26 protein-coding genes are annotated in these 21,353 nt (G+C 71.2%); 14 read left to right on the plus strand and 12 right to left on the minus strand.

Annotation, left to right across the window (positions count from 1 at the left end):
• Nucleotides 1-19: 19 nt before the first annotated feature.
• From FHU34_RS03885 to FHU34_RS03895, 3 genes are read right to left on the minus strand one after another with little or no spacing between them, the layout of a single operon-like run.
• Entirely contained in the window at nt 20-2,074 is a 2,055-nt protein-coding gene (locus FHU34_RS03885) for an amylo-alpha-1,6-glucosidase (RefSeq protein ID WP_145778731.1), read from the minus strand.
• The gene (locus FHU34_RS03890) at nt 2,071-2,451 is read right to left on the minus strand and encodes an SCP2 sterol-binding domain-containing protein (protein ID WP_145778732.1); all 381 of its coding nucleotides are present in this window, start codon (nt 2,449-2,451) and stop codon (nt 2,071-2,073) included. The genes FHU34_RS03885 and FHU34_RS03890 overlap by 4 nt, the downstream gene beginning before the upstream one ends.
• A 60-nt stretch (nt 2,452-2,511) precedes the next feature.
• The gene (locus FHU34_RS03895) at nt 2,512-2,886 is read right to left on the minus strand and encodes a DsrE family protein (protein WP_145778733.1); all 375 of its coding nucleotides are present in this window, start codon (nt 2,884-2,886) and stop codon (nt 2,512-2,514) included.
• A gap of 12 nt (nt 2,887-2,898) precedes the next feature.
• Between FHU34_RS03895 and mtfM the strand changes: the two genes are divergently transcribed.
• Both mtfM and FHU34_RS03900 read left to right on the plus strand, forming a co-directional pair.
• Nucleotides 2,899-3,003 (plus strand): small membrane protein MtfM, encoded by a 105-nt coding sequence (mtfM, locus tag FHU34_RS33990; protein ID WP_030327764.1) that lies wholly within the window; start codon nt 2,899-2,901, stop codon nt 3,001-3,003.
• Nucleotides 2,997-3,587: a heme-binding beta-barrel domain-containing protein gene (locus tag FHU34_RS03900; RefSeq protein ID WP_145778734.1), complete on the plus strand. Its 591-nt coding sequence runs from the start codon at nt 2,997-2,999 to the stop codon at nt 3,585-3,587. The genes mtfM and FHU34_RS03900 overlap by 7 nt, the downstream gene beginning before the upstream one ends.
• On the opposite strand, the gene FHU34_RS03905 is transcribed toward FHU34_RS03900, so the two are convergent.
• Nucleotides 3,588-4,466: an aminotransferase class IV gene (locus tag FHU34_RS03905; RefSeq protein WP_145778735.1), complete on the minus strand. Its 879-nt coding sequence runs from the start codon at nt 4,464-4,466 to the stop codon at nt 3,588-3,590. It abuts the gene before it with no gap.
• A 69-nt stretch (nt 4,467-4,535) separates the two neighbouring features.
• Here FHU34_RS03905 and FHU34_RS03910 point away from each other — a divergent pair, with 69 nt between their 5' ends.
• The 4 genes from FHU34_RS03910 (at nt 4,536) to FHU34_RS03925 (ending at nt 7,978) form a co-directional block, all read left to right on the plus strand.
• Nucleotides 4,536-4,964 (plus strand): Fur family transcriptional regulator, encoded by a 429-nt coding sequence (locus FHU34_RS03910; RefSeq protein WP_145778736.1) that lies wholly within the window; start codon nt 4,536-4,538, stop codon nt 4,962-4,964.
• The gene (gene ygfZ / locus FHU34_RS03915) at nt 4,961-6,073 is read left to right on the plus strand and encodes a CAF17-like 4Fe-4S cluster assembly/insertion protein YgfZ (RefSeq protein ID WP_145778737.1); all 1,113 of its coding nucleotides are present in this window, start codon (nt 4,961-4,963) and stop codon (nt 6,071-6,073) included. Before FHU34_RS03910 ends, ygfZ begins: the two co-directional genes overlap by 4 nt.
• A 23-nt stretch (nt 6,074-6,096) precedes the next feature.
• Complete coding sequence (locus FHU34_RS03920) at nt 6,097-6,924, plus strand: beta-keto acid cleavage family enzyme (RefSeq protein ID WP_145778738.1); 828 nt, start codon at nt 6,097-6,099, stop codon at nt 6,922-6,924.
• A 94-nt stretch (nt 6,925-7,018) separates the two neighbouring features.
• Nucleotides 7,019-7,978 carry an asparaginase gene (locus FHU34_RS03925; RefSeq protein WP_145778739.1) on the plus strand — a complete coding sequence of 320 codons (960 nt, stop codon included), beginning with the start codon at nt 7,019-7,021 and terminating at the stop codon, nt 7,976-7,978.
• Nucleotides 7,979-7,986: 8 nt separating this feature from the next.
• Here FHU34_RS03925 and FHU34_RS03930 read toward each other — a convergent pair whose 3' ends face one another.
• The gene (locus FHU34_RS03930; protein ID WP_208744920.1) at nt 7,987-8,784 is read right to left on the minus strand and encodes an alpha/beta fold hydrolase; all 798 of its coding nucleotides are present in this window, start codon (nt 8,782-8,784) and stop codon (nt 7,987-7,989) included.
• A 112-nt stretch (nt 8,785-8,896) separates the two neighbouring features.
• Between FHU34_RS03930 and FHU34_RS03935 the strand changes: the two genes are divergently transcribed.
• From FHU34_RS03935 to FHU34_RS03960, 6 genes are all read left to right on the plus strand, one after another.
• On the plus strand, nt 8,897-9,529 hold the full coding sequence (locus tag FHU34_RS03935) for a helix-turn-helix domain-containing protein (protein WP_145778741.1): 633 nt from the start codon (nt 8,897-8,899) through the stop codon (nt 9,527-9,529).
• Entirely contained in the window at nt 9,526-10,152 is a 627-nt protein-coding gene (locus FHU34_RS03940) for a hypothetical protein (RefSeq protein WP_145778742.1), read from the plus strand. The genes FHU34_RS03935 and FHU34_RS03940 overlap by 4 nt, the downstream gene beginning before the upstream one ends.
• A 70-nt stretch (nt 10,153-10,222) precedes the next feature.
• Entirely contained in the window at nt 10,223-10,537 is a 315-nt protein-coding gene (locus FHU34_RS03945; RefSeq protein ID WP_145778743.1) for a DUF2516 family protein, read from the plus strand.
• Nucleotides 10,534-11,421, plus strand: coding sequence for an alpha/beta fold hydrolase (locus tag FHU34_RS03950; RefSeq protein ID WP_145778744.1), 888 nt, complete (start codon nt 10,534-10,536; stop codon nt 11,419-11,421). Before FHU34_RS03945 ends, FHU34_RS03950 begins: the two co-directional genes overlap by 4 nt.
• Before the next feature lie 11 nt (nt 11,422-11,432).
• Nucleotides 11,433-12,170 (plus strand): alanyl-tRNA editing protein, encoded by a 738-nt coding sequence (locus FHU34_RS03955; protein ID WP_145778745.1) that lies wholly within the window; start codon nt 11,433-11,435, stop codon nt 12,168-12,170.
• A 53-nt stretch (nt 12,171-12,223) separates the two neighbouring features.
• Nucleotides 12,224-13,138: an SDR family oxidoreductase gene (locus FHU34_RS03960; protein ID WP_145778746.1), complete on the plus strand. Its 915-nt coding sequence runs from the start codon at nt 12,224-12,226 to the stop codon at nt 13,136-13,138.
• On the opposite strand, the gene FHU34_RS03965 is transcribed toward FHU34_RS03960, so the two are convergent.
• A complete protein-coding gene (locus FHU34_RS03965; RefSeq protein WP_145778747.1) occupies nt 13,129-14,097 on the minus strand; it encodes a helix-turn-helix transcriptional regulator in 969 nt (322 codons plus the stop codon). The genes FHU34_RS03960 and FHU34_RS03965 overlap by 10 nt on opposite strands.
• A 68-nt stretch (nt 14,098-14,165) precedes the next feature.
• On the opposite strand from FHU34_RS03965, the gene FHU34_RS03970 reads away from it, so the two are divergent.
• Nucleotides 14,166-14,957: an EI24 domain-containing protein gene (locus tag FHU34_RS03970; RefSeq protein WP_145778748.1), complete on the plus strand. Its 792-nt coding sequence runs from the start codon at nt 14,166-14,168 to the stop codon at nt 14,955-14,957.
• Nucleotides 14,958-14,959: 2 nt separating this feature from the next.
• Entirely contained in the window at nt 14,960-15,475 is a 516-nt protein-coding gene (locus FHU34_RS03975) for an O-acetyl-ADP-ribose deacetylase (RefSeq protein WP_145778749.1), read from the plus strand.
• A gap of 129 nt (nt 15,476-15,604) precedes the next feature.
• Here FHU34_RS03975 and FHU34_RS03980 read toward each other — a convergent pair whose 3' ends face one another.
• The 6 genes from FHU34_RS03980 to FHU34_RS04005 form a co-directional block, all read right to left on the minus strand.
• Entirely contained in the window at nt 15,605-16,501 is an 897-nt protein-coding gene (locus tag FHU34_RS03980) for a GNAT family N-acetyltransferase (RefSeq protein ID WP_145778750.1), read from the minus strand.
• 1 nt (nt 16,502) lies between these two features.
• A complete protein-coding gene (locus FHU34_RS03985; RefSeq protein WP_145778751.1) occupies nt 16,503-16,916 on the minus strand; it encodes a RidA family protein in 414 nt (137 codons plus the stop codon).
• A gap of 168 nt (nt 16,917-17,084) precedes the next feature.
• Nucleotides 17,085-18,092, minus strand: a complete 1,008-nt coding sequence (locus tag FHU34_RS03990) for a LacI family DNA-binding transcriptional regulator (protein ID WP_145778752.1) — start codon at nt 18,090-18,092, stop codon at nt 17,085-17,087.
• 22 nt (nt 18,093-18,114) lie between these two features.
• A complete protein-coding gene (locus FHU34_RS03995) occupies nt 18,115-19,494 on the minus strand; it encodes a GH1 family beta-glucosidase (protein WP_145778753.1) in 1,380 nt (459 codons plus the stop codon).
• On the minus strand, nt 19,491-20,324 hold the full coding sequence (locus FHU34_RS04000) for a carbohydrate ABC transporter permease (protein WP_145778754.1): 834 nt from the start codon (nt 20,322-20,324) through the stop codon (nt 19,491-19,493). The genes FHU34_RS03995 and FHU34_RS04000 overlap by 4 nt, the downstream gene beginning before the upstream one ends.
• On the minus strand, nt 20,321-21,310 hold the full coding sequence (locus FHU34_RS04005) for a carbohydrate ABC transporter permease (RefSeq protein WP_145778755.1): 990 nt from the start codon (nt 21,308-21,310) through the stop codon (nt 20,321-20,323). The genes FHU34_RS04000 and FHU34_RS04005 overlap by 4 nt, the downstream gene beginning before the upstream one ends.
• Between the last annotated feature and the right edge of the window lie 43 nt (nt 21,311-21,353).

Raw genomic sequence — 21,353 nt, forward strand, 5'->3', positions numbered from 1 at the left:
GCCGAGCGGCCAGCTCGGATCAGCTGCCGTCCGGCTGATCCGTCGGGCCCCGACTGCGGCCCAACGCGTCCACCTTGCCCCACCGGCCGGGGATGTCCAGTAGTTCGACGCGACCCATCCCCGGAGGCACGGCCGGGTCGATGATCAGGTGCTCGCCCTGCGGGTCCAACCCCAGCATCACCCGGAGCAGCAGCAGCGGGGTTCCGCTCGACCAGGCCTGCGGGCTGCACGCGGTCGGGTACTCCACCGGGTAGTCGGTGAGATCACGGGTGTAGCCGGCGAACGCCTCCGGCAGCCGCCCCTCGAAGTACCGGGACGCCGCCAGCATCGTGTCGCAGATCAGGCCGGCCTCCTCGCGGTAGCCGTACCGCCACAGGCCCCAGGCGATGATCGAGTTGTCGAACGGCCACACGGTGCCCACGTGGTACCCGATCGGGTTGTACCGACCCTCGTCCTCGGCGAGCGTCCGCACTCCCCACCCGGAGAACAGGCGCGGCCCGAGCAGGTGCTCGACCACCTTGCCGGCACGGGACTCGTCCACGATGCCGCTCCACAGCAGGTGCCCGATGTTCGAGGTCAGCGCGTCCACCTGCCGCCCGTCGGCGTCCAACGCGAGCGCGTAGTACCCGCGGTCGGCGATCCAGAAGTCGCGATCGAACCGCCGCTTGAGATCGGCGGCCTCCCGCTCCAGCCGGTCGGCGTACGCCCTGTCGTTCCAGAAGGTCCGGGCCAGCCGGGCGCCCCGGATCTTCGCGTCGTACGCGTACCCCTGCAACTCGCACGTTGCCCGGGGGAAGCCGGGTAACTGACCGTTGGCGTACGAGATGCCGTCCCAGGAGTCCTTCCAGCACTGGTTCTGCAGACCGGTCTCCGGGTTGCGGGTCTGATACCAGAGGTACCCAGTGCCGAGCAGGTCGCCGTACGTGTCGATCCACTCCAGCGCGGCGCGGACCTGCGGCTCCAGCCGGCGGACCAGCGCGGCGTCGCCGGTCCACCGCTCGTACTCGTCGATCAGGATGACGAACAGTGGTGTCGAGTCGGCCGACCCGTAGTACGGCGAGTGCGGCTGCTCCTCGAAGCCGGCGGTCTCCCCGTACCGCAGCTCGTGCAGGATCTTGCCGGGCTCCTCGTCCCGGAAGTCGTCCACCCGGTGCCCCTGCAGGCCGGCCAGCATCAGGATGGTCGGCGGGACCAACTCCGGCAGGAACGGCAGCACCTGCAACGACGTGATGATGCTGTCCCGGCCGAACAGGGTCATGAACCAGGGCAGCCCGGCGGCGATCAGCCGTACGCCCAGGGCGATCGACTCGTAGCGCAGTGCGGCCAGGTCGTTGAGGCTGCGCCGGTACGCCCCGGCCAGTGGCTCGCAGTCGCAGCCGAGCTTCGGTGCCCGGTCGATAAGCTCCTGCTGCTCGGCCCGGATCGCGTTCGCGCTGCGGCTGCCCCCGTACGGCAGGGTTGTCCGGATGTCCTCGCCGCGCGCCCCGTAGACGACGCTGGACACGTGCAGCCGGGTGGTCCACTTGCTGTTGCGGGCGATCCGGATGCGGAAGGTCAACCCGTCGGCGTCGACCTGCGCCGGCGCGGTGGTCGTGACGGTCGTCTCCCGGTGGAACGCCTCCCGTCGGTAGGTGAGTCGGAGTTGGCCGTCCGAGACCGTGACGGTGGTCGTCCCCCGCTTCTGGCGGGAGTCCTTGATCTCGAACAGGTCGGCGAAGTCGGCCTCGACGTCGATCCGGACGGTGAACTCGACGTCCGTGCCGCCGTGGTTCAGCACTGTCAGCTCCTCCTCGAAGCTGCCCACTATCGCCCGGCTGCGGATCACCGACGCCTTCGCGTCCAGGTAGTGCGTGGGCTCGCCTGGGGCGAGGAAGAACTTGGTGCGGTACGACTCGGCGTCGTCCATGGAGAGGGCGTGCAGCCGTTGGCCGTCCAGGGTGAGCACCCACTTGGACAGGAACCGGGTGTCGAAGGAGAACAGCCCGGTGGGGAAGTCCTGGGACGGCTCGATGTCTCCCCGACGGTCGCTGACCAGGAAGGTGTTGCCGTCCAGGATGCTGACGAGGTCCCTCACACCGATCGCCCGGCTGTTCTGCGGGCCGTCTCACGGGGGTCGCGGGTGCCGGGCGGGTTGGGGAAGAACCGGCGGAAGGCGAGGAAGAGCACCACGTTCCCGCTGAACGTGCTCTCGTTGCGCAGCACCGCCGCGACACTCTGGGCCTCACCGCTGATCAGCCGGTCGAAGAGGGCCGCGCTGCTGTACCAGATGGCGTCGGCAGGGCCGCGTTCTCGACTCACCTGCACCGACCCGGGCCGCATGCGTACCAGCCAGTGTTCGGTCTGATGGTCGGTGCCGAGGTCGATCTGGAGGGTCCCGTCGGTCAGGCCGCCGAGGACGTCAGGGGCACGCGCCGGCAGTGATTCGAAGAACCTCTCCGCCGCCTCGGTCACATCCGAATCGTAGGCAGCCGCCCGAGTTGTCGGGTCGGTATCGGCACTCCGCCCCGGCGCTCAGTAGACCAGTGCCTGCGCGCCCTCGGCCAACGCCTCCTCGACGAAGACGGCGGCACCCGCTATCCGGACCCCGGGCAGCACGTCGTCCGGGCCGATCTCCCGTCGGGCCGCGCACTGGGTGCAGGCGGTCACCCGACCACTGGTCAGGATGACGTGCAGCAGCTCGGCCAGAGGTGCGGAGTGCGGCAGCTCGAACTGTTGGGCGCGCCCGGGCACCGCGAACCAGGTCGACTCACCGGTCAGCCAGAGCGACACGTCCACCCCGGCCGCGACGGCCGTCGCGGCGACCGTGAATGCCTGCGCGCACCGCTCCGGGGCGTCCGCCCCCGCGGTGGCCTTGACGACGAGAGTGCGGGCCATGTGGCCCAGCATAGGATGGTCGGGATGGTTACCGAGATCGGGTTTGTCAGCCTGTTGGTCGCTGGCCTGGGCGGGCTCGCCGGTGGCCTGGTCTACCTTGCCGTACGCATTTCGAGAGGACGCTGGTGAGCGAGAATCCGCTGCAGCCGCCGTGGCTGAACGCGCCGCCGGTCGAGGAGTACCCGTTCGAGGAGAGTCACGACCTGCGGGTCGGGCCGAAGCTGCACCCCACCCTGGACGGCCTGCTGCCCTACATCGGGCTGTGGCGTGGCCGGGGCAAGGGCGGATTCCCCACTATCGAGGACTTCGACTACGCCCAGGAGATCCGGATCAGCCACGACGGGCGGCCGTTCCTGCACTACGAGTCCCGTGCCTGGATCCTGGACGAGCAGAGCAAGCCGGTCCGCCCGGCTGGCCGGGAGGTCGGTTGGTGGCGACCGGTGGTGGTGGACGGGCGGGCTACCGACGAGCTGGAGGCGGTGCTCACCACACCGACCGGGGTGATGGAGCTGCACCTGGGCAAGCGCACCGGCACGCAGTTGGAGTTCGCCACCGACGCGGTGGTCCGGACCCCGACCGCCAAGGAGGTCACCGGCGGGCACCGGCTCTTCGGCATCGTCGAGGGTGCGCTGCTCTACGCGCAGGAGATGGCGGCCATGGGGCACGGGCTCAGCCCGCACCTCTCCGCCCGGCTCGTCCGGGTCGGCGGCTGACTAGACGGGGAAACCCAGCAGGGCTTGCAGGGCGGGGGTGCGCGGGCAGTGGTCCCGGCGCACCCCGTCCAGTGTCCGGACCTCGACGAGCCCGCGTACAGAGGAGCTGAACCACACGCCGTCGGCGTCGTGCAGCTCGGCCGGTGTGACCATCCGTTCGGCGGCGCTCAGGCCCAGTTCGGGGGCGTGGGCGAGCAGCCAGGCCACTGTCGTGCCGGGCAGGATGCCGGTGGTGGCGGCCGGCACCGTGCAGAGTGTGTCTCCGGTGAGCCACACCACGTTCGCGATCGGCCCCTCCAGGGCGTACCCGTCCGAGGAGACCCAGAGCACGTCGTCCACCCCGGCCCGGTGCGCCCAGCGGCGGGCGGCGCTGTTGACCGCGTACGAGGTGGACTTTATGCCGGCCGGCAACCAGTCGAGCCCGGTACGCGCGTCGGCGGGCACCCCCAGAGGCAGGATCGCCACTGTGATCCCGGTGCGGCGGGCAGCCCGGGAGGACGCCGGCACCTCGGTCACCGTGGCGTAGACGGTCGGCGGGCCACCGGCCTCGGAGCCTCGGGTGCAGACCAGCCGCAGCGCGGCCTCCACCTGGACGGGCCAGCCGGCGCACACCGTGTCGAGCAGGTCGACGAGCACGTCGGTGGGGGGGAGGTCCAGGTCGACGGCTGCCGCGGCCGTGGTCATCCGGGCCAGGTGCTCGTCGCGCAGCCACGGCCGGCCCTCGCGCAGATGCATGGACTCGAAGAGCCCGTCGCCGCGCAGGACGCCCAGGTCGTCGCCGCGGAGCACCGGCTCGTCGGTCGCGATGAGGCCCCGGCCGAGCACGGCGATCCGGGGGCTCGGAGAGACCGGGGCTTTTCCGACCGGCGACGTCACCATGACAGCCGAGCGTAGCGGCGGCCTGCCGCTCGCAGGGGGTCGCGGCGATTGCCGAACTATGATCGGACCGTGTCCGAATCCTCCCTCGCGGAAATGCTGCGGGCCCGTGGGCTGCGGCTGACGCCCCAACGGCAGCTCGTCCTTCAGGCGGTGCTCGATCTGGGGCACGCCAGCCCGGAGCAGGTGCACACCGCCGTGCGGGAGGTCGCCGCCGGCGTCAATATCACCACCATCTATCGCACGCTTGAGCTGCTGGAACGGCTCGGCCTGGTCACCCACACGCACCTGTCGCACGGTTCACCGACGTACCACGCGGCGGGTGAGCACCAACACGTCCACCTGGTCTGTCGGGAGTGTGGCGCGATCGACGAGATCGAGCCGGAGATGCTGCGCCCGCTCGCCGACCAGTTGGCCACGCAGCGGGGGTTCCGGGTGGACATCGGGCACGTGTCACTCTTCGGCGTCTGCGTACGCTGCGAGAACGGGGACGACAAATGATCGACATCGCGGGTGCGGTAGCCGTCGAGAGCATCGACGAGGCCAGCCGTGATCAGCCGGACGCGGCGCACGTCGCAGCCGGGGTGCGCGGGGTGGCCGCCCACTACGGTGACCCGTTGCGTGAGCAACGCACCCTCGACACCGCTGTCGGCCTGGTCGACAGGTCGCACCGGGGGGTCATCGCGGTGCCCGGGGAAGAGCGGGCGAGTTGGCTGCACACCGTCACCTCGCAGCACCTGACCGCGCTGGCGGCCGGTGAGGGCACCGAGTTGCTGGTGTTGTCCCCGCACGGCCACATCGAGCAGCACGCTCTGGTCGCCGAGGACGGTGAGACCGCCTGGCTGGACACCGATCCGGGTGCGACCGAGGGTCTGCTGACCTACCTGGAGAAGATGCGGTTCTTCAGCAAGGTCGAGCCGCGTGACGCGACCGCCGAGCGGGCGTTGTTGTCGCTGGTCGGGCCGGCGGCGACGGAGGCGCTGAGCACGCTCGGCGTAAGCGGACTCGCCGCGCCGGACCTGGTCGCGGTGCCGGGTCCGAAGTTCCCCCACGGTGCCGTGCCACAGCGGGCCAGCGTTCGGTACGACGTGAAGCCGTTGCCCATCGGCGGCTGGGCCCGACGGGTCCCGCTCGGGGTGGACCTGCTGGTGCCCCGCTCGGCGATGGACCAGGTGGTGGCGGAGTTGCGCGGCGCCGGGGTGCCGGTCGCGGGGCTGTGGGCGTACGAGGCGATCCGGGTGGCCGCCCGTCAGCCCCGGGTCGGGGTGGACACCGACCACCGGACGATTCCGGCGGAGGTCGACCTGATCGGTCCCGCCGTGCACCTGGACAAGGGTTGCTACCGGGGGCAGGAGACGGTGGCCCGGGTGCACAACATGGGCCGGCCGCCGCGTCGCCTCGTACTGCTGCACCTGGACGGGGTGACCACCGACCAGCCGCCCACTGCCGGTACGCCGGTGATGCTCGACGGCCGGGCGGTCGGCTTCGTCGGCACCGCCGTGCTGCACCACGAGCTGGGTCAGGTGGCGCTCGCGGTGGTCAAGCGGAACGTTCCGGACGACGCGGCGCTGCTGATCGGCGAGACGGCGGCGGCGATCGACCCGTCCTGACCCGGGCGTCTAGGATCGCCGGCATGACGACAGGGACGTTGATCACGGTGGCCCCGACCGGCGCTGAGTCGGCCAAGGCGGAGGTGCCGGCGCTGCCGGTGACCCTCGATGAGCTGCTGCTCACCGCGAAGGAGTGCGAGGCGCTCGGCGCCGCCGTGATCCACGTCCACATCCGTGACGACGAGGCAAAGCCGACCCTCGACCCGGTGCGTCTGGCCGACACCGTGGCGGCACTGCGGGACAGCACCGACCTGATCGTGCAGCTCTCCTCCGGCGGCGCGGTGACCGACCCGGAGGCCGCTCGGCTGGCCGTCCTCGACGCCCGGCCGGACATGGCCTCCTGCACGATGGGCACCGTCAACTTCGGCGACGACGTCTTCCTCAACCGGTGGGAGTTCATCGTCGACCTGCACACCCGGATGCAGGAACGCGGGATCGTGCCGGAGTACGAGATCTTCGACCTTGGCCACCTGTCCGCGTTGCAGCGCCTCCTCGGCAAGTACGGGCTGCCGGCCGGCGGGCACGTGCACGTCGACTTCGTGATGGGTGTGCCGGGAGGCATGCCGGGCACCACCGAGACGCTGGTCGCGGCCCACCGGATGCTGCGGGACCTGCCCGAGGGCACCACCTTCTCGGCCACCGGCATCGGCCGCAGCACGATTCCGGTCATGCTGGCCTCGCTGTCGACCGGCGGGCACCTGCGGGTCGGCATGGAGGACACCGTGACGTACGCCAAGGGCCGCCCGGTGGAGTCGAACATGCAACTGGTCGCCCGCGCTGTGGGTTTCGCCCAGCTCGCGCAGCGCCCTCCATTGACCACCACCGAGGCTCGCGAGCTGCTCGGGCTGTAAGGCCGGGTCTGCCCCGCGCTCCTGTCACCCGGCCGGTGGACCACCAGGTCACCCCGCCGACGGGCACCCCAGTGCCGTCGGTACCGTCCAGCCCGTGACGAAGACGTACGAGGGTGGCGACCCGCTCGCCGAGGTGGTCCGTTCCGGGTTCGTGGAGGGTGCGCACCGCGGTTCGGTGGTGGTGCTCGACGCCGCCGGCGCGGTGCTGGCGTCCGCCGGGGACGTGACCTCGCCGATCTTCCCCCGCTCGGCCAGCAAGCCGATGCAGGCGATCGGGATGCTCCGCGCCGGCCTGCCGTTGACCGACCCGGCGGACGTGGCACTGGTCGCGGCGAGTCACGCAGGTGAGGACTTCCACCTGGCCCGGGTCGGCGCGCTGCTGGACCGGGCCGGACTGGACGCCTCGGCCCTGCACTGTCCACCCGACCTGCCGGTGGGCGCGGCGGCCCGGGAGGGCGTGCTGCGGGCCGGGGGCGGCCCGACCAGGGTGCAGATGAACTGTTCCGGCAAGCACAGCGGAATGCTGCTGACCTGCGAGGCTGCCGGTTGGCCGCTGGAAGGGTACTGGCGGCCGGAGCACCCGCTCCAGCAGCGCCTGCGGGCGGCCATCGAGGAGTTCACCGGCGAGCAGGCTGCGGCGGTGGGCGTGGACGGTTGCGGCGCTCCGGTGCTCGCGGTGTCGCTGACCGGGTTGGCCGGGGCGTTCCTCCGGTTGGTCGACGCCGAGCCGGGCTCGGTGCCGCGGACGGTGGCCGACGCCATGCGCGCGTACCCGGAGATCGTCGGTGGCACCCAGGCCGATGACACCCGGCTGATGCGTGGCGTTCCGGGCCTGCTGGCCAAGGTCGGCGCCGAGGGTGTGATCGCGGTGGCAGTGCCGGGCGTCGGCGCCGTCGCGCTGAAGATCGACGACGGCGCCGACCGGGCGCGGATGCCGGTGCTGGTCTCCGCGCTGCGCCGGCTCGGCGTGGACGCACCTGTGCTGACCGAGTACGCCGAGGTTCCGCTCTTCGGTGGCGGAGTTCCAGTGGGGGCGGTCCGCCCGCTCTGGTGACCGGGTGGTCAGCTCAGGAAGTCGAGCAGGGCGGCGTTGACGGGCTCCGGGCGCTCCAGCGGCAACAGGTGCGCGGCGTCCGGGATGTCCGGCAGCCGTACCGCGCCGGGGACCTCGGCGGCGATCCGGTCGGCGAGCCGGCGGATGTCCGGTACGTCCGCAGCCCCGGCGGTGACCAGGACGGGCACCGTCAGCTCGCCGAGGCGATCGATGGCCGGAGGCGTCAGTTCTCCCACCTCGACCGCGCCGAGCGCCAGTTCGGCGGCGAGCGCGCGCTGGTCCATCTCCTGCGTGAACGTGATCAGCGCGGGGTCGACGTCCTCCGGCTGTCGACCCGGGCCGACCACCCAGAACCGCACCTCGCCGGCCGCGCCCGCGACGAAGTCGTCGGGGTCGACCTCGCCGACCAGGTCGTCCCAGAGGTCGTTCGCCTCGTCGGACCACTCGTTGCCGGAGACCGCGGTGTCGAACAGCGCGAGCGCGCTGACCCGGTCGGGGTGGGCGAGCGCGGTGTCGATGGCGACGGCCCCGCCGAAGGAGCAGCCGACCAGGGCGGCCCGGGGCAGGTCGAGTGCGTCCAGCAGCCCCGCCACGTCGTCGTGGTGTGTGAACGGGGTCGGAGGCAGCTCCGAGTCTCCGTAGCCACGGAGGTCCGGGACGATCACCCGGTGGCGGGCGGCGAGCGCGGAGATCTGCCCCCGCCACATCCGCCGGTCGGCGATGCCAGCGTGCAGGAGTACGACGGGCGAGCCGGTGCCTTCCTCGTCGTACGCGATGCTTGCTCCATTGACTGTGATCTTGTGCACGGACGGACCGTACGGACCCGTGGAGCGGGGCGCAACCACGGTGCTGAGACGTTGCTAACTGTGGCTAGCGTTTTGCTTGCAAGAGCTAGCGGAGCCGGTTAACGTCGCAGTCATGGCCACACCGAAGGACCTTCCCGACGTCGGCGGGTTCATCCGCGATCTACGGCGCAACGCCAAGATCTCGCTCCGGCAGCTCGCCGAGCAGGCGGGGGTCAGCAACCCGTACCTCAGTCAGATCGAGCGCGGCCTGCGCAAGCCCAGCGCTGAGGTGCTCCAGCAACTGGCGAGCGCGCTGCGGGTCTCCACCCCGGCGATGTACCTGCGCGCCGGCCTGCTCGACGACAAGGAGGGCCACGGTGTGCTCGCCGCCATCGCCGTGGACACCGACCTGACGATGGCCCAGAAGCAGTCCCTCACCCAGATCTACGAGACGTTCCGCCGGGAGAACACCCGGCTGGCCGAGGCCCAGGCGGCCGCCGAGGGCGGCGGCACCGGGCCCACCGGCGGCACGCCCGGGGCGACCACCCCGACCGACGTCGGCGACGAGCCCGCCGACCTGGCGAACCTGGCCGCCACCGGTCCCACCACCGCAGGCGGCACCCCGACCGAGGCCGTGATCGAGTCGGTCGCCGTCACCGAGGCGGGCACCGCACCCGCCCCGGGCAGCACCAACACCCCCGAGAAGAAGGCCGCCGGTCCGGCGGCACGCAAGGCCGCCGAGGCGGCCGAAGAGGAGACGTCATGAGCGAGCCGAAGACCAACCGCATCCCCGCCCCGATCTACGCCGCCGCAGGCGCCGGTGAGTTGGCCATCGAGCAGTTGCGCAAGCTGCCCGCCGTGGTCGGCGTCCTCAGCACCCGCGTCGTCGCCGACCTGGGTGGTCGGGCCGTGCTGACCGGCTACGAGCTGCGTCAGAAGGCCAACGAGTTGGACCTGGCCAAGCTTCGCGAGTCGGCCGACCTGGCCAAGCTCCGCGAGTCGGCCGACCTGGACAAGCTGCGGGCCGCCGCGACCCGCAACGCCGCCATGGTGGTCGCCGGGGCCCAGGCCGCCCAGGAGCGGGCCTTCGCCGCGTACGGCGCCCTGGTCGCCCGTGGTGAGCGGGTTGTCGGCGCTGGTGTGCTGGAAGCTGCCGACACGGTCAACGCCGACATCGAGGCCACCCAGGCCGTGACCCCGCCTGAGACCACCCCCACCGCCACCGCCCCGGCCGCGGTGCCGACCCCGGCCGACGTGGCCGAGATCGCCGAGGCCAAGCCGGCCGCCGTCAAGAAGGTCGCGCGCGCTCCGAAGGCCGCGAAGCCCGCCGCCACCCCGTCGGCGAAGCTGCCCCGGGCCACCAAGCGGACCCGCCCGGCGGCCGAGTAGTAACCCTGTCGACGACCCCGGCGGCGTCCTTGTCGGACGAAGCCGGGGTCCTCGACATAAGCTTGCCGGCATGGCCAACGCCGCGCCGATCTTCGCGTTCGAAGTCCGCTACGTGATCGAGCTGATCCTGCTCGTCTTCGCGCTGATCGTTCAGGGCGTCGCCCTGGTGCACGCGATCACGCAGCGCTCCGACGCCTTCCCCGCCATCGGGACACTTCCCAAGGGTGGCTGGATCGCCATCCTGGCGGTCTGCCTCGTGCTGACCCTGCTCGGCTTCGGGCCGATCAGCCTCTTCGGACTGATCGGCATCGCCGCCGGCCTGATCTACCTGCTCGATGTCCGAATCGGCCTCCGCGAGCTCGGTGACGGCAAAGGTTTCTGGTGAGAGGTTTTCGCTGGCCCCCTCCACCGGACAGCGGGCCCCGCACCTGGGGGCCCGGCCCGGGTGGGCCGCGTACCGGCCGCCCGGCGCTCCCGGAACCGGACACCGACCTGGTCGCCACCCCGCACGGCGTACAGCTGGAACGGCTGATCACCGGCACCGGTGATCCGGTGACCGTGTTCGCGCACGGGCTGGGCAACGGCATCGCCACCACCCGTCCGTTCGGCAGTGGGGTGACCGGCCGCAAGGTGTTCTTCCAGTTCCGCGGGCACGGCCGATCCGAGGCGCCGGACGGGCCGTGGACGTACTCCGACCTGGCCCGCGACCTTCGGGCGATCGCCGATCTGGGCGGTGCCAGCCGCGCCTTCGGCGCGAGCCTCGGCGCCGGTGCCCTCTGCCGGTTGCTCGCGGAGAGCCCGGACCGTTTCGAGAAGCTGGTCTTCTTCCTGCCCGCGGTGCTCGACCAGCCGCGCGGCCCGGTGGCCGGGGACCGCATCACGGACCTGCTGGAGGCCGTGGAGAGCGGAGACGCCTCGGTGGTCGCCGACGTCGTCACCCTGGAGCTGCCCGCAGCGGTCCGCAACACCCCCGCCGGCTGGGCGTACCTGCGGCAGCGACTCGACCAGCTGCTCCGTGACGGACTCGCCGGCAGCCTGGCCAGCCTCGCGGACCAGACGCCGCTGCGCACCACCAGCGACCTCGCGGCGGTCACCGCGCCGGCGTTGGTCATCGCCAACGCGGGCGACGACCTGCACCCGGTCGAGGTCGCCGAGCGGCTCGCCGCCGCACTGCCGCAGGCCACCCTCCACGTGTACGACCGGCCCGGCGTCCTCTGGTCGGAACGCGCCGACCTGCGGGACCGCATCGCCGGCTTCCTCAACGAGTAACCTGCCCTGTCATGGGCGTCACACAGCATGGCCGCACACATCGCCTCGACCTCGCCGACCCGACACTGCGCGAGTGGACGTGCACGGTCCTGCACGCGGACGCCGAGCAGGGCATCGTGCTGGACCGCTCCGCCTTCTACCCGGGCGGCGGTGGTCAGCCGCCGGACCACGGCGTTCTGCTGTGGCAGGGCGTGCAGACCCGGATCGTCGGCACCCGTAAGGGCGACGACCTCTATCTGATCCCCGCCGAGGGTGACCCGCTTCCGCCGGTCGGCACCGAGGTCGTCGGTGCGCTGGAGGACGAGCGTCGGACCCGGTTGATGCGTACACACTCCGGGTTGCACGTGCTCTGCGGCGTGGTGTTCCGCGACTTCGGCGCGCTGGTGACGGGTAACTCGATGGAACCCGGTGAGGCCCGGATGGACTTCAACCTCCCCGAGGTGCCCCCGGATTTCAAGAGCCGCATCGAGGAACTCGTCAACGCCGAGGTGGCCGCGGACCGTTCGGTCGCCGTGCGGGTGTTGCCGCGCACCGAGGCACTGGCCCTGCCGGACATCATCCGCACCCAGTCCAACCTGATCCCGCCGGACGAGCAGGAGGTCCGGATCGTCGACATCGTCGGCCTGGATGTGCAGGCCGACGGTGGCACCCACGTCGCGTCGACAGCGCAGATCGGCAAGGTGCAGGTGGTGAAGGTGGAGAGCAAGGGCCGGGCCAACCGTCGGGTCCGCGTCCGCCTGGTGGACTGACAGTTCGGTAATTCGGACGGCGGTTGTCAGGTATCGCTGACAACCTCGCGGGTATGACACAACCGCTCGCTGGAAAGATCGCGCTCGTCGCCGGTGCCACGCGAGGCGCCGGACGGCAGATCGCCGTGCAACTCGGGGCGGCCGGCGCCACCGTGTACGCCACCGGCCGCAGCACCCGGGCTGGCCGATCGGAGATGGAACGGCCGGAGACCATCGAGGAGACCGCCGAGATGGTCACCGGGGCCGGAGGCACTGGCATCGCCGTCCAGGTCGACCACCTGGTGCCCGAGCAGGTCCTCGACCTCGTCGCCCGGATCGACGCCGAACAGGGCCGACTCGACGTGCTGGTCAACGACATCTGGGGTGGGGACCCGCTGGTCACCTGGGAGAAGCCGGTGTGGGAGCAGCCGTTGGACGCCGGCTTCCGCACCCTTCGACTGGCCATCGACACGCACATCATCACCAGCCACTTCGCTCTGCCGCTGCTGATCCGCAGGCCCGGCGGCCTGGTGGTGGAGATGGGCGACGGCACCAAGGCGTACAACGACGACAACTACCGGCTGTCGCTCTTCTACGACCTGGCCAAGGTGTCGGTCAACCGGCTCGCCTTCAGCCAGGCGCACGAGCTGAAGCCGCACGGCTGCACTGCCGTCGCGCTCACCCCCGGCTGGATCCGTTCCGAGGCGATGCTGGAGCACTTCGGCGTGACCGAGGACAACTGGCGCGACGGGGCCGCCACCGACCCGAACTTCCTCATCTCCGAGACGCCGGCCTTCGTCGGCCGGGCGGTGGCCGCGCTCGCCGCCGACGACGACAAGGCCCGCTGGAACGGCCAGTCCGTCGACGCGGGCACGCTGTCCAAGGTGTACGGCTTCACCGACGTCGACGGCAGCCAACCCGAGGGTTTCCGCTACATCACCGAGGTGGTCGACGCGGGCAAACCGTCGGACGTGACCGGCTACCGGTAGAGCGCCCGGAACCGGTCGGCCGCGTCGGTGAACAACCGCCGCAACTCGGGTGGGTCGAGGACCTCCACCTCGGGGCCGAGACCCAGCAGCTGGTGGTACGCCACCCCGACGGACTCGACGGGCAGCCGGGCCACCACCCAGCCCTGCCCGTCGGGTTCTCCGGCGGCGGCCACCACCTCGTCGTACACGAAGGGGGCATCGACCAGGTGCCGGAGCCGGCGCAGACCCGCCGGGCTGAGCCGGACGGTGGCCTCGGCCCGCAGCATGGTCCTCAGGAACGACCCGGCCTGCTCGCGCCAGTGCCCGGCCAGGTCGAAGCCCTCGTCCCGCGCGAAGCTCTCCTCGGTCACCTCGACCCCGGTCACCCGGTCCACCCGGTAGGTGCGGGTGTCGTCGTCGACCCGGCCGACCAGATACCAGGCCCCACTCTTGAGCACCAGCCCGTACGGCTGGACCCGCCTGGTCACCTCCCGGTCGCCACGCCGGTAGCGCAACTCCACGACCCGGTCGCGCCAGACCGCGCGGGCCAGGTCGGTCAGCCACGGTGGGGGCGGGGTCTCCCGGAACCAGCCCGGCACGTCAAGGTGGAACCGCTGCCCCGCACGTGCCGGGGCGTCCCGCAGGGCCGGCGGCAGGGCGGCGAGCACCTTCAACTCGGCGGCGGCGACCGCGTCGGCGAGCCCCATGTCGCCGGCCGGTCCGGGCAGCCCGGAGAGGAAGAGCGCTTCCGCCTCGTCCCGGGTGAGCCCGGTCAGTCGGGTGCGGTAACCGCCGAGCAGCCGGTATCCGCCGTCCCGACCCCGGTCGGCGTAGACCGGCACCCCGGCGGCGGAGAGCGCCAGCACGTCCCGGTAGACGGTCCGCTCGGAGACCTCCAGCTCCCGTGCCAGCTCGCCCGCCGTCATCGAGCCGCGTGCCTGCAACAGCAGCAGCAGTGAGATCAGTCGGGAGGCGCGCACCAGCCCATCCTGCCTCGTACCGCTCGCCGCCCGGCGGATTCGATCACCGGTCGTTAGGCTGCTCGATCGTGGACGCCAGCAGAATCGCCAGCCCGGTGACCGGGGCCGTCGGCCGCTTCCTCGCCGGGGCGGGGCTGCTCCTGCGGGGGCTCGGTCTCTATGTGCGCAGCCCGGGGTTGATGCTGCTCGGCATCGTGCCGGCGCTGATCTCCGGCGCGCTCTTCGTGGGTGCGTTCGCCACCCTGGTGTACTTCGTGGACGATCTCGCCGCGCTGGTCACCCCGTTCGCCGACGACTGGTCGAAGACTGGCCGCAGCCTGGTCCGGGTGGTCGCCGGGCTGGCCTTCCTGGGGCTCGGCGGCCTGCTCGCGGTGGTCAGCTTCACCGCCGTCACCCTGGTCATCGGCGACCCGTTCTACGAGAAGATCTCCGAGCAGGTCGAGCAGCGGTACGGCGGCACGCCCGGCGCGGTGGACGTGCCCTTCTGGTCGTCGTTGCGCCGCAGCTCCGCGGACTCAGTACGCCTGGTGGCGCTCGCGGCGCTGGTCGGGATTCCGCTCTTCCTCGCCGGGTTCATCCCGGTGGTCGGTCAGACGGTCGTCCCGGTTGTCGGGGCGGCGGTCGGTGGTTGGTTCCTCGCCGTGGAGCTGGTCGGGGCACCGTTCTACCGGCGCGGGATGCGGCTGCCCCAGCGCCGGACGATCCTGAAGGCCGACCGACCCACCTCGCTGGGCTTCGGGGTTGCGGTCTTCCTCTGCTTCCTCATTCCACTCGGCGCCGTGCTGATCATGCCGGCGGCGGTCGCCGGTGCCACCCTGCTGGCCCGGCGCTCGCTCGGCCAGCCGATCGAGGAGAGCTAGCCGTGGAGATCATCCTGGTCGAGGGCGACATCACCACCCAGCAGGTGGACGCGATCGTGAACGCCGCGAACTCGTCCCTGCTCGGCGGCGGCGGGGTCGACGGGGCCATCCACCGGCGGGGCGGGCCGGCCATCCTGGCCGACTGCCGGGCGCTGCGCGCATCCCACTACGGCCGAGGACTGCCGACCGGGCAGGCGGTGGCGACCACTGCCGGTGAGCTGCCGGCCCGTTGGGTGATCCACACCGTCGGGCCGGTCTGGTCGGGCAACGAGGACCGTTCCGCGCTGCTGCGCGACTGCTACGCCAACAGCCTCCAGGTGGCCGACGAACTGGGCGCGACCACAGTGGCCTTTCCTTTGATCTCTGCCGGCATCTACGGCTGGCCGATCGACGACGCGGTCCGCCAGGCCCTCGGCGTGCTGCGCTCGGCCACCCCGACCGCCGTCACCGAGACGCGCCTGGTGCTGTTCGGGGCCGACACCCACGCCGTCGCCCGCCAGGTCTTCGAGGCCGGCTGACCGGCCCGGTTCTCCGCTTCTGCCTCGATCAAGTGATGAAAAGTAGGTTCCAGGGGCCACGCGGACCTACTTTTCATCACTTGATCACCGAAGATCAGGTGCTGATCGCGCGGCTCAGCCGGTTACGGATCAGGTCAGTTCGGCCAGGCAGGACCACTGGGATGCCACCGGTCGGTAGCCGAGTCGGGCGTTGATCGCGAGCATCGGCGCGTTCGCCTCGTCGTTCGAGGTGTACGCGACGCGCACGCCGTTCGCAGCGGCCCGGTGCAGCGCCGCCGTCTTGGCCAGCCGCGCCAGCCCTCGGCCCCGATACGCCGGAACGGTGCCGGTGTAGTCCGACCACATCCGGTCCCCGTCCCGCTTGACCAGGCTGAACGCGACCACCTCACCATCGATCTCGGCCGCGACGCTGGCGGCCTTGTCCAGCCCCAGGTTGTCCCATACGTCGTACTGCCAGCTCTCGTAGCTCTTCGCGTCGACCGGCACGTCGCCCGGTTCGTCTGCCGCCGAGGCCACGTCCGCCGTGTACAGGAGGTGCGGGTCCAGGTCGGCGATCGGGAGCAGCCGCACGCCCGGTGGCGGGTCGGGCAGCGCGGGTGCTGGATTCAGGTCGAGCGCCGAGTAGCGCACCTCCCGGCTGGGCTCGTAGCCGTGCCGGCGCGCGAACGGCAGCCCGTCGGGCAGTGCCATGGCGCGAACCCGGCGGATTCCCAACGGGCGGAGGAAGTCGGTCGCGGCGGTCAGCAGGGCGGTGCCGGTGCCACGTCGCCGGTGTTCCGGGTGCACGTGCAACAGGTTGATGCCACCGACGTTCGCCGCCGATGTCGTGCCGATGCGTTCGGCGGACACCCAACCGACCACCTGCTCGTCGACCTCGGCCACGAACGCGGTCCACTCCTCCTCGGGCGGCGGTTCGGCGATCATCTTTCGGGTCGACTCGACACCGCGAACCAGGTACGGAAAGACCAACGTCCGCAGGGCCACCACGCCCGGCGCGTCGTCCGGCTGTGCCACACGGATCCGCATGTCAGGCCCCCGTCCGTACGGCCGCGACGGCCTCGACCTCGACGAGCTGGTCCGTGTAGCCGAGCACGGCCACCCCCAGCAGGGTGCTGGGCGGATCGTGGTCGCCGAAGAAGTCCCGCACGACCTCCCATGCGGTCACCAGGTCCTTGTGCTGCGACGACGCCACGTAGACGGTGGTCTTTACGACGTCGGTGGGGGTGGCACCGGCCGCCGCGAGGGCGGTCTCCAGGTTCGCCATCGCCTGCCGGGCCTGCGCGGCGTGGTCGCCCGGCGCGACGGTGCGGCCCTCGGCGTCCAGCGGGCACGCGCCGGCGGTGAACACGAGCCGGGCGGGCGGCTCGACGACAGCCGCGTACGCGTACTCGGCGACGTCGGAGAGGGCGGGGACGTGCAGCAGTGCGACAGGGTCCGACATGCCGGCGAGGCTAGCGACCATCTCCCGCCGGAGCGACGGATTAACCGCCCCGCCCCGTGTCCGGGGGAACGAGGCAGCAACATCAGGGATATAGGGGCCTCGGAGCGCCGAGAGGCACCTACATCCCTGATGTTGTGCGGATCTTGGGGCGGGACGGCGGGCCTCGGGTCAGGCGGAGGCTCGGCGGATCAACTCGGTGGGGAGCATGACCCTCTGCTCGATGGTCTCCCCGGCGGCGAGCCGGAGCAGTTGGCGGGTCATGGCGCGGCCGAGTTCCACGATCGGCTGCCGGACCGTGGTCAGCGGCGGTTCGGTGTACGCGGCGGTCTCGATGTCGTCGAAGCCGATCACCGCGACGTCCTCCGGCACCCGCCGGCCGGCCTCGCGCAGCGTTCGTAGGGCGGCGTGTGCCATCAGGTCGGAGGCGGCGAAGACGCCGTCCAGGTCGGGGTGTTCGCTGAGCAGGTGCCGCATCGCCGCCGACCCGGACTCCCGGGTGAAGTCGCCGACGGCGATCAGCTCGGGCAACCCGGCGTCGGCGACCGTGCTGCGGTAACCGCTGAGCCGTTCGATGCCGGCGACCATGTCCTGTGGCCCGGCGATGGTGGCGATCCGTCGGCGACCACTGTCGATCAGGTGTCGGACGGCTGCGGTCACTCCGGCCACGTGATCGACGTCGACGTACGGCACGGGCACGTCGCCGAGCGGCCGGCCGCTGACCACCACCGGAATGCCGAGGCGGGCCAGCGTGCCGGGCAGCGGGTCGGCGCCGTGCAGCGAGGCGAACAGCACCCCGTCGACGTGCCGGCCGGTGGTGTAGCGCTCGACCCGTTGATGCCCGGCGGGGGAGCCGGCGAGCATCAGCACCAGTTGCTTGTCGGCGGCTTCCAGTTCCTGGCTGACGCCCCTGATGATGCCGGGGAACACCTGGTCGTCGGAGAAGACCCGGGTGGCGGCCTCCGGCATGACCAGGGCGATCGAGTCGGTGCGTTGGGTGACCAGGCTGCGGGCGGCGAGGTTGGGCACGTACCCCAACTCGGCGACGGCCCGGGTGACCGCCTCCCGGATCGGCTCGGCCACCGTGGTGGAGCCGTTGACCACCCGGGACACGGTGGCACGGGACACCCCGGCCCGCGCCGCCACCGCTTCGAGCGTCGGCCGCTGCGCCGTCGTCATCGCGCCTTCCCCCCCCCGCTCGTCACAGCCCGTTCCGGGAGATCACCTCCTGGTACCACCGGGCGCTGGCCTTCGGTGTGCGCCGCTGGGTCAGGTAGTCGACGTGCACGATCCCGAACCGCTTGCGGTAACCCTCCGCCCACTCGAAGTTGTCCAGTAATGACCATACGAGATAACCGCGCAGGTCCACGCCCCGGGAGATCGCCTCGTGCGCCGCGCGCAGGTGCCCGTCGAGGTAGGCGATGCGATCGGTGTCGATCACCTGGGTCGGCCCGTCGGGCGAGTCGGCGCCGGGCTTGTCAGGGAAAGCCCCACCGTTCTCGGTGATGAGCAGCGGCACGCCGGGGTAGTCGGTGGCGATCCGTTCCAGCAGCCGGGTCAGCCCGGCCGGCTCGATCATCCAGCCCATGTCGGTCAGTGGCCCGGTCGGCGGCACGAAGTGCACAGTGCCCTCGGTGCCCGGGTACGCGCTGTTGCCAGCGCCGTCGGGTCGACCTGCCACGTAGCCGGGCGCGTAGTAGTTGATCCCGAGCAGGTCGATCGGGGCGGCGATCAGCTTCTCGTCACCGTCGCGGATGAATGTCGGTTCGACGATCCGTGCCACGTGCTCGCGAACGTCGTCCGGGTAGCCGCCGGCCAGCAGCGGGTCGAGGAAGATCCGGTTGTGCAGGCCGTCGACCAGGCGGACCGCTGCGGCGTCCGCCGCGCTCTCCGGGTCGGCCGGGCGTACATCGGCCGGGTTGAGGGTGATGCCGACGCTGCGCGCGCCGGCCGTCCGCAGCGCCCGCGCCGCGAGGCCGTGCCCGAGCAGCAGATGGTGTACGGCGCTGAAGGCCGCCCCCGGGTCCTGCTCGCCGGGGGCGTGTATTCCGTTGGCGTAGCCGAGGTAGGCCGAGCACCACGGCTCGTTGAGGGTGGTCCACGTGTCGATCCGGTCGCCGAGGCGGGCGTACACGGCCGTGGCGTACGTGGCGAAGTGCTCGGCCGTGTCCCGGTTGGTCCAGCCGCCTCGGTCGCCGAGGGCCTGGGGCAGGTCCCAGTGGTAGAGGGTGACGATCGGGTCGATTCCCCGAGCGAGCAGCGCGTCGGTGAGCCGGTCGTAGAAGTCCAGCCCGCGCGGGTTGGCCGGGCCGGTGCCGTCCGGCTGGATCCGGGGCCAGGCGACCGAGAAGCGGTACGCCCGCAGGCCCAACTCGGACATCAGCGCCACGTCGTCGGCGTACCGATGGTAGTGGTCGCAGGCGACGTCGCCGGTGTGGCCCTGGTAGACCCGGCCCGGCGTACGGCTGAAGGTGTCCCAGATGGACGGTCCGCGGCCGTCGTCGCGGGCCGCGCCCTCGATCTGGTACGCGGCGGTGGCCGCACCCCAGAGGAAGTGTTCGGGAAATCGGATCTCGCTCACGCCTTGACCGCACCTTCCATGATCCCGCCGATGATCTGCCGGCCGAACAACACGAACACCAACAGCAGGGGCAGCGTCGCGATGGCTGTCCCGGTGAACACCTGCGACATGTCCTGGTAGTACCCGTCCGACAGTGCCCGCAGGGAGAGTTGCACTGTCGGATTCGCCGGGTCGTTCAGCACAGCGTACGGCCACAGGAAGTCGTTCCAGGTAGTCATGAACGTGAGTAGGCCGAGGACGGCGGCAGCGGGACGCAGCGCGGGCAGGACGACGTGCCACCAGATCCGGGCGGTGCCGCAGCCGTCCATCCGGGCGGCCTCGATCAGCTCGTCGCTGACCGCCTGGCCGGCGTACTGCCGCATCATGAACACCCCGAAGCCGGTGACCAGCGCCGGCACGATGACCGCGGGGAGTCGGTCGTTCCACTCCAGCTTGGTCATCAGCAGGTACAGCGGGATCACGCCGAGCTGGGTCGGCACCATCATGGTCGCGATGATGACCAGCAGCAGCGCGTTGCGCCCCCGGAACCGCAGTTTGGCGAAGGCGAACCCGGCCAGGCTGGAGAACAGGACCACGGAGATGGTGACCGTGGTGGCCACGATCGTCGAGTTGATCAGCCCGGTCAGGAAGTACGCGTCGGTGTTGTCGAACAGTCGGGCGATGTTGGCGCCGAGGTTGCCGCCGGGCGTCATCGGCGGCGGCAGTTGCCCCATCGCGTCGCTGGACCGGCTGGCGACCACGAACATCCACCAGATCGGGAAGACCGACAGGCCGCCGGCGACGATCAGGGCCAGGTAGGTGAGCGGGCTGGCCCGCCAGAGCCGGCTCATCGGGCCGCTCCCTTCCGGGTTGTGGGGCCCGAGTCGCCGCCGAGACGGCGGAGGACCAGTACGTTGATCGCCGCGACGATCGCGATGAGCGCGAAGAGCAGCCAGGCCACGGCCGAGCCGTACCCGAAGTTGTAGTGCGGCGCGAAGGCGTTCTCGAACATGTACATGGTCAGCGTCTGCGACTCGCGCATCGGCCCACCGCGGATCGGGTTGGTGCCGGAGTGGAACAGGCGCGGTTCGGTGAAGAGCTGCAACCCGCCGATGGTGGCGATGATGGCGCAGAAGATGATCGTCGGCTTGAGCAGTGGCACGGTGATGGACCAGAACTGCCGGGCCCGGTTCGCGCCGTCGATGGACGCCGACTCGTACAGGTCGCGGGGAATGGCCTGCATGGCGGCCAGCAGGATCAGCGCGTTGTAGCCGGTCCACCGCCAGTCGACCATGGCGGAGATGGCCACCCAGGAGGCGAACCGGTTGGACTTCCAGCCGATGGCGTCCACACCGACCATGTCGAGCAGCCAGTTGACCATGCCGAACTCGCGGCCGAAGATCACCCCGAACACGATCGCCACCGCGGCGGTGGACGTGACGTTGGGGACGAGCACGGCCATCCGCCAGGCGGTACGCGCCCGCAGGCCCCGGTTGAGCAGGTTGGCCAGCCAGAGAGCGGCGAGCAACTGCGGCACCGTCGAGATGACGAAGATCCCGAGCGTGTTGACCAGCGCGTGCCAGAAGTCGACGTCGGCCAGCAGGCGGGTGTAGTTCTCCGCCCCGACGAAGGGGTGCTCGCTGCCCAGCAGGTCCCAGTCGTGCAGCGAGACCCAGAAGGTGTACGCCAGCGGGTAGGCCCCGAAGACGGCGAAGAGCAGGAAGAACGGGGCGATGTAGAGGTACGGCGAGAGCCGGGTGTCGAGCCGGCTGAGGCGACCCGTCGAACGCTTGGGTGCCGGTACGACCGGCGGACGGGCGTCGAGCTGGACGGTCATGCCCGGGAACTCCTTTCCGCCGTGCGGGCGGGACTCCGGTCAC

Origin of the sequence: Micromonospora taraxaci, assembly GCF_007830095.1 — a bacterium.
Lineage (GTDB): Bacteria > Actinomycetota > Actinomycetes > Mycobacteriales > Micromonosporaceae > Micromonospora > Micromonospora taraxaci.

Coding starts and splice junctions, on each gene's coding strand:
- FHU34_RS03905 (WP_145778735.1), bottom strand. CDS start 4,466: ATGGTGACGTCGCCGGTCGGAAAAGCCCCGGTCTCTCCGAGCCCCCGG.
- mtfM (WP_030327764.1), top strand. CDS start 2,899: ATGGTTACCGAGATCGGGTTTGTCAGCCTGTTGGTCGCTGGCCTGGGC.
- FHU34_RS03940 (WP_145778742.1), top strand. CDS start 9,526: ATGAGCGAGCCGAAGACCAACCGCATCCCCGCCCCGATCTACGCCGCC.
- FHU34_RS03955 (WP_145778745.1), top strand. CDS start 11,433: ATGGGCGTCACACAGCATGGCCGCACACATCGCCTCGACCTCGCCGAC.
- FHU34_RS04005 (WP_145778755.1), bottom strand. CDS start 21,310: ATGACCGTCCAGCTCGACGCCCGTCCGCCGGTCGTACCGGCACCCAAG.
- FHU34_RS03980 (WP_145778750.1), bottom strand. CDS start 16,501: ATGCGGATCCGTGTGGCACAGCCGGACGACGCGCCGGGCGTGGTGGCC.
- FHU34_RS03935 (WP_145778741.1), top strand. CDS start 8,897: ATGGCCACACCGAAGGACCTTCCCGACGTCGGCGGGTTCATCCGCGAT.
- FHU34_RS03990 (WP_145778752.1), bottom strand. CDS start 18,092: ATGACGACGGCGCAGCGGCCGACGCTCGAAGCGGTGGCGGCGCGGGCC.
- FHU34_RS03895 (WP_145778733.1), bottom strand. CDS start 2,886: ATGCTGGGCCACATGGCCCGCACTCTCGTCGTCAAGGCCACCGCGGGG.
- ygfZ (WP_145778737.1), top strand. CDS start 4,961: ATGATCGACATCGCGGGTGCGGTAGCCGTCGAGAGCATCGACGAGGCC.
- FHU34_RS03945 (WP_145778743.1), top strand. CDS start 10,223: ATGGCCAACGCCGCGCCGATCTTCGCGTTCGAAGTCCGCTACGTGATC.
- FHU34_RS04000 (WP_145778754.1), bottom strand. CDS start 20,324: ATGAGCCGGCTCTGGCGGGCCAGCCCGCTCACCTACCTGGCCCTGATC.
- FHU34_RS03920 (WP_145778738.1), top strand. CDS start 6,097: ATGACGACAGGGACGTTGATCACGGTGGCCCCGACCGGCGCTGAGTCG.
- FHU34_RS03985 (WP_145778751.1), bottom strand. CDS start 16,916: ATGTCGGACCCTGTCGCACTGCTGCACGTCCCCGCCCTCTCCGACGTC.
- FHU34_RS03960 (WP_145778746.1), top strand. CDS start 12,224: ATGACACAACCGCTCGCTGGAAAGATCGCGCTCGTCGCCGGTGCCACG.